The sequence below is a fragment of the Fibrobacter sp. genome (genome assembly GCA_024398965.1).
In the GTDB taxonomy this organism is placed as follows: domain Bacteria; phylum Fibrobacterota; class Fibrobacteria; order Fibrobacterales; family Fibrobacteraceae; genus Fibrobacter.
Genome location: JAKSIF010000090.1, coordinates 1 through 4,913, shown reverse-complemented (window position 1 = coordinate 4,913; position 4,913 = coordinate 1). Strand labels below are relative to the sequence as shown.

Genomic DNA, 4,913 nt, shown 5'->3' with positions numbered 1-4,913 from the left:
ACAGACCTGCGGATTATGATTCCGACGCTCTACCAACTGAGCTAAGCCGCCAAAGTTGTTCCAAAGTTAGTTAATGATGAAGAATATTTCAAGGGGTTATCTAGAAATAAACTTCGGTTTCTACAAAATTTTCACCCCATTTTATGGATTGCCAGCCCGGATTCGTACTCTTGAGGTTAAAATACGGGGTCTTAGGGTCAATCTGCATCTGGATAGCCGGTGCCACGTGAACCTGAAGTCGACCTGCCGTCACCTGGAAATCAGAGTGATAGTGGCCAACAAAGACATGGTTCAGGTTAGGAATGGACTCCAAGACAGACTGCACGTCCAGCATGTTGGTCAAGTGGTAGCGCAAGTCCATAAAACGATGATCGCAGAAGCAAGGAGGATGGTGCATGAACAGCAGGATTTCACCCTTCACCTTGGCAGCCTCTTCCTTGAGCCAAACCAGCTGCTCATCGGAAACAGTGCCACAGGCGCTATCCAGGAAAAAGATGCTGCGACCGGCAATATCATAACGGTAATAGCACTTGCCATTATGTACCTTGCCCTTGAGGTCCAGGTACTTTTCCATTACATCGATGCGGTCATGATTTCCGGGAATTACACAGCAGGGAACCTTAAGACCCTTGATTACTTCAGCTACATACTTGTATGCGCCCGGTTCGCCGTCCTCATTGGCAAGGTCACCGGAAAGAACCAGGAGGTCCATATCCTCTAGCGACTTTGACTGCAAGGCCTTCATGAAATTGGCGCGGACATCAATACCCTGCACCAGGCTTTCATCATCACCGATATGTAAGTCGGTGAGCTGACCTATTTTAAGAACTTTAGAACTCATACAATTTCTTCAAAATATAGCTTCTAGGGCTTACAATAAGTGTATGAAAATTATTTTTTTCTCACTATTGTGACCCTAATCATGGCAAAATTTGTGAATTTCCCGCAATTTTCAACATCTTTTTGTGGGTGGCCTGTTGACTGATATTGAAAACTACCCTTCAACACTTATCAACATTGAAAAAAGTGAATAGATTTTAAGTTTTCAACATTTTTTAACAGACTGTTTAATCTCGTATCTTGTTGTTTTTCAACCCGATATGACGTTTGCTCAAAAAATCTATTCACTATTCACCGAACCAATTATTAATACTATTTATATAAATAAGTAGAGATAATTAGTAAGTGTGTTGATTAGGCTTCTACTTCCTTAAGTTCTCTAGCCTTTACGTTTGCTTGGGCTGTAGGTACACCCATCTGGCAGTTACCCTGGAAGATTGCGCCTTCCTGGATAATGAGCATCTTGGTTTTGATGTTACCGACGAACTGGGAATTGCTTTCAAGGACGAGCTTTTCGTTACAATCGATATTGCCCTTGACAGAGCCGGCGACGACAGCAGAATTGGTCTTGATTTCGCCTTCGATGTAGCCTTGGCGTTCAATGATCAGTTCGCCTTCAATTGCAATGCTACCATTGATCGTTCCAGCAACACGGACATCACTCTTGCCGGTGATATCGCCTTTGATGGTCACGCTATGACCAATCTGGGTAATTTCCTGTTCTTTGGAAGCCATATTTACCTCTCTTAGTAATTGAAAAATGATTCAGGATCCAGCTCCTTGCCGTCCTTTTTAATTGTATAGTGCAGGTGTGGACCGCTTGCATTGCCGGTCATACCTACAGATCCTATAATATCACCCTTACTTACGGATTTTCCCTTCTTGACTCGGATATCCTTTAGGTGAGAATAGCTTGAAACATAGCCATTTTGATGGTCAATGATGATTGTATTGCCCAAATCATCAAGATTTGATGCGAAAGTTACCGTTCCGCTGCCAGATGCGAATACAGGATTGCCTGATTGTGCGGAATAATCGGTACCACCGTGACCATTTTCTTCAGAAAACTTCTTGCTTACGATACCAACAACAGGAAGGACGTTGGGAATTCGTTCCAGTTTGAGCTTTTCCTCGGGAGAAACCCATCCGTGAATGTTCTCATAGTCGATTTCGTTCTTTTCCGAAGGAACATGGGCGAACTTGTTTCTGTCGATCAGGCTGTTGATCTTGTTTTCGTCGTTCTCCATGAAGGTCTCAAAGATGTTCTGGATTCTGCTTTCGAGAACCCAGATGGAGTCCATTCGGGAGAACAGTTCCTCGTAGTTTCGATTCTGCTTGATGAGCTGGGCGTTGGTCATGCGCATCTTGTCGTAACGGACAAGCGTACGGGTGATGTCGCCCATCTTGAAGATGAGCACGCCGGAGGCAACTATCAACAGTACCAGGAAAATCTTGATGAATACAAACCACTTTGTGGATACACGGTATTTCTTGATACCGTTGGAATCTTCCGGAATGATCTGTATGGTGTAATACTTACCTTTCACCCAAAAGCTCCTGAATACGTGTCAGGTCATCCATGCTGTAGTAGTTGATGACGATGGTACCCTTGGATTCGGTTGCGGCGCTGGGGTTCAGCTGGACCTTGGTGCCGAAGAAGGTTTCAAGACGGATTTCGAACTGCTTAAGGTCGGCACTGAGTTCACGCTTCGCTGCCGGCTGGGCGGTGCTGCTTCCGTTGTCAGTTTCACCTGAAACATTTGACGGTTTATTACCGCTATGAACTTCAACAACGGGTTCTGCTGCGGGATTAATGTCTTCACCGCGGGAAAGGGCTTCCAGCTGGCGGACGTTCAAATTTTCCTCGATGGCGCGACGTGCAATTTCTTCGGGATTGTCAATCTTGTCGGAGCAGAGCACGCGAGCAGCACCAGAAGAAATCTTGCCTTCCTGGATCCAGGCCAGAACCTGGGCAGGCAGCTTCAGCAGGCGAAGTGCGTTGGTGATTGCAGAGCGGGACTTACCAACAGTTTTAGCCAGATCGTCGTGAGTATAGCCGTGAAGATCGATCAACTGTTGATAGGATTGTGCAACTTCAACTGGATTCAGATCAACGCGCTGGATGTTTTCGATAAGGGCCCATTCGCCCATGATCTTGTCGTCCAGATTTTCGTAGACCTGAGCCTTGATAGTAGAAAGACCGGCAAGCTTTGTTGCGCGGGTACGGCGTTCACCACTGATGATCTGGTAGCGGTCGCCAACCTTGCGGACAGCGATGGGCTGGATCAGGCCATGCTTTTCGATGGTTTCCGCAAGTTCAACCAGTTCGTCGTCGTTGAAGGACTTACGAGGCTGGAACGGATTGGGGTCCACCAAGTTGACGTCGATTTCAATAATCTTCTGGGAGTTATCAACAGGTGCAGCGGATGTTTCACTGGAAACAGCTTCGGATGCAGCGGACTGTTGATTGTTTTCAGGAACATTGGTCGGAGTTTCTACAGAATGATCCTTCAAGATATCAGCAAGGCTACGACCCAGAGAAAAAGATTTCTTACCCATTATAAAACCTACTTATCCTTATTCAAAATTTCTTCAGCCAGCTTCATGTATGCCTGGGCACCGCTGCTCTGTACATCGTACAAGATGGCGGGCTTGCCGTGGGAAGGAGCTTCGCTCAACTTCACGTTACGGGGAATCATTGCCTGGAATACGGTGTCGCTGAGATTTTCACGAACTTCTTCGGCAACCTGCTTGCACAAGCTCAGGCGAGAGTCGAACATAGTCAACAAGGCACCTTCAATTTTCAGGTTGCTGTTCAGGTTCTTCTGGACTTCGCGGATGGTCTTGAAGAGTTCAGTCATACCCTGCAGGGCATAATATTCACACTGCACCGGAATAAGTACGCTGGTAGCGGCAGTCAGAACATTCAGTGTTAACAAGTTCAGGCTGGGAGGTGCATCGATAATGATAAATTCGAATTCCTGGGAAAGAACTTTCATGACGCGCTCGAGACGACGTTCGCGGCTCATGGCGTTCACCAGTTCGATTTCCATGACGGCAAGGTCCGGTCCGGAGGTGATGACCTTCAGGTAGTCGAGGCTTGTGTCAAGAATTGCTTCCTTGAGATTTTCATAGGTGACGTTATCCGGGTTGTCAGCCAGGTTCAGGACTTCGTGGATATCCACATCCTGCATCTCGTTGAAACCCAGACCCTGGGATGCGTTACCCTGGGGGTCCATATCGATCAGAAGAGTCTTCTTTTCGAGGGCGGCAAAACTTGCAGCCAGGTTTACGGCGGTGGTAGTCTTACCCACGCCGCCCTTCTGGTTGCATATAGCGATCACTTTACTCATTCGTTACCTCTTGTAACAAGGGCATATTCCTGTTCTTCCTGGGGCAGTGCATATTTATATATGTGTACTGCAGGATCGTTTTCCAGATGAACGATATTGTTATAACTCTTTAGGGTCACAAACTGACCACCACGGGCGAGCCCCGGCTGGGCACGTTCCCAGTCGTTTTCAAAAGTCGAGAGGGCGCGGCAACTGACAAAATCCAGATAGGCCAAGCCGGAAGTTTCGAAACGTTTGCCTACAACAGTCATGTTGTCCAGGTGCAACTGATCCTTGACGAAGTTCATGAACTGCACTCGCTTGTTGCGGGGTTCCACTGCGTAGAACTGAACTTCCGGCATGACGATGGCCAACGGAAAACTGGGGCAACCTGCACCGGCACCCATGTCCGCCCAGCGCTTACCCTTCAGCTTGCTGAGTATATCTACGCGAAAGTTTGCGGTGTCATCCTGGACTTTGAATCTGTCATCCTGGAGCGCAGCGATAGGATCCACCAATTTACCTATATACATATAAGGCACCAGGGAGTCGGCAATATGTCGAGACAAGAACTTCTGAGAATCCTTCTCGGAAATCAAGTTGCCGTATTCCTTGGTTTCAACCACGAGGTCTGCAAAGGCATACAACTTTGCCAATACGTCAGCAGACAATTCCACTCCGTTGGAGGCCAGGAACTGGTTCAAAAGATTCTTCTGTTCTTCGTTTTCAGAGTACTTCATA

General features: G+C 47.1%; 6 protein-coding genes. All 6 read right to left on the bottom strand.

Annotated elements, in window-relative coordinates; all coding sequences use genetic code 11:
* Positions 1 to 100 precede the first annotated feature (100 nt).
* Positions 101 to 841: a metallophosphoesterase gene (locus tag MJZ26_14565; GenBank protein ID MCQ2107000.1), complete on the bottom strand. Its 741-nt coding sequence runs from the start codon at positions 839 to 841 to the stop codon at positions 101 to 103.
* A 353-nt stretch (positions 842 to 1,194) separates the two neighbouring features.
* Complete coding sequence (locus MJZ26_14560; GenBank protein MCQ2106999.1) at positions 1,195 to 1,575, bottom strand: polymer-forming cytoskeletal protein; 381 nt, start codon at positions 1,573 to 1,575, stop codon at positions 1,195 to 1,197.
* A gap of 11 nt (positions 1,576 to 1,586) precedes the next feature.
* Positions 1,587 to 2,387 (bottom strand): M23 family metallopeptidase, encoded by an 801-nt coding sequence (locus MJZ26_14555; protein MCQ2106998.1) that lies wholly within the window; start codon positions 2,385 to 2,387, stop codon positions 1,587 to 1,589.
* Complete coding sequence (locus MJZ26_14550; GenBank protein MCQ2106997.1) at positions 2,377 to 3,399, bottom strand: ParB/RepB/Spo0J family partition protein; 1,023 nt, start codon at positions 3,397 to 3,399, stop codon at positions 2,377 to 2,379. Before MJZ26_14550 ends, MJZ26_14555 begins: the two co-directional genes overlap by 11 nt.
* An 8-nt stretch (positions 3,400 to 3,407) precedes the next feature.
* The gene (locus MJZ26_14545; GenBank protein MCQ2106996.1) at positions 3,408 to 4,193 is read right to left on the bottom strand and encodes a ParA family protein; all 786 of its coding nucleotides are present in this window, start codon (positions 4,191 to 4,193) and stop codon (positions 3,408 to 3,410) included.
* Positions 4,190 to 4,913, bottom strand: a 724-nt coding sequence (locus tag MJZ26_14540) for a class I SAM-dependent methyltransferase (GenBank protein MCQ2106995.1), incomplete at its 5' end; no start/stop codon positions are given. The genes MJZ26_14545 and MJZ26_14540, both read right to left, overlap by 4 nt.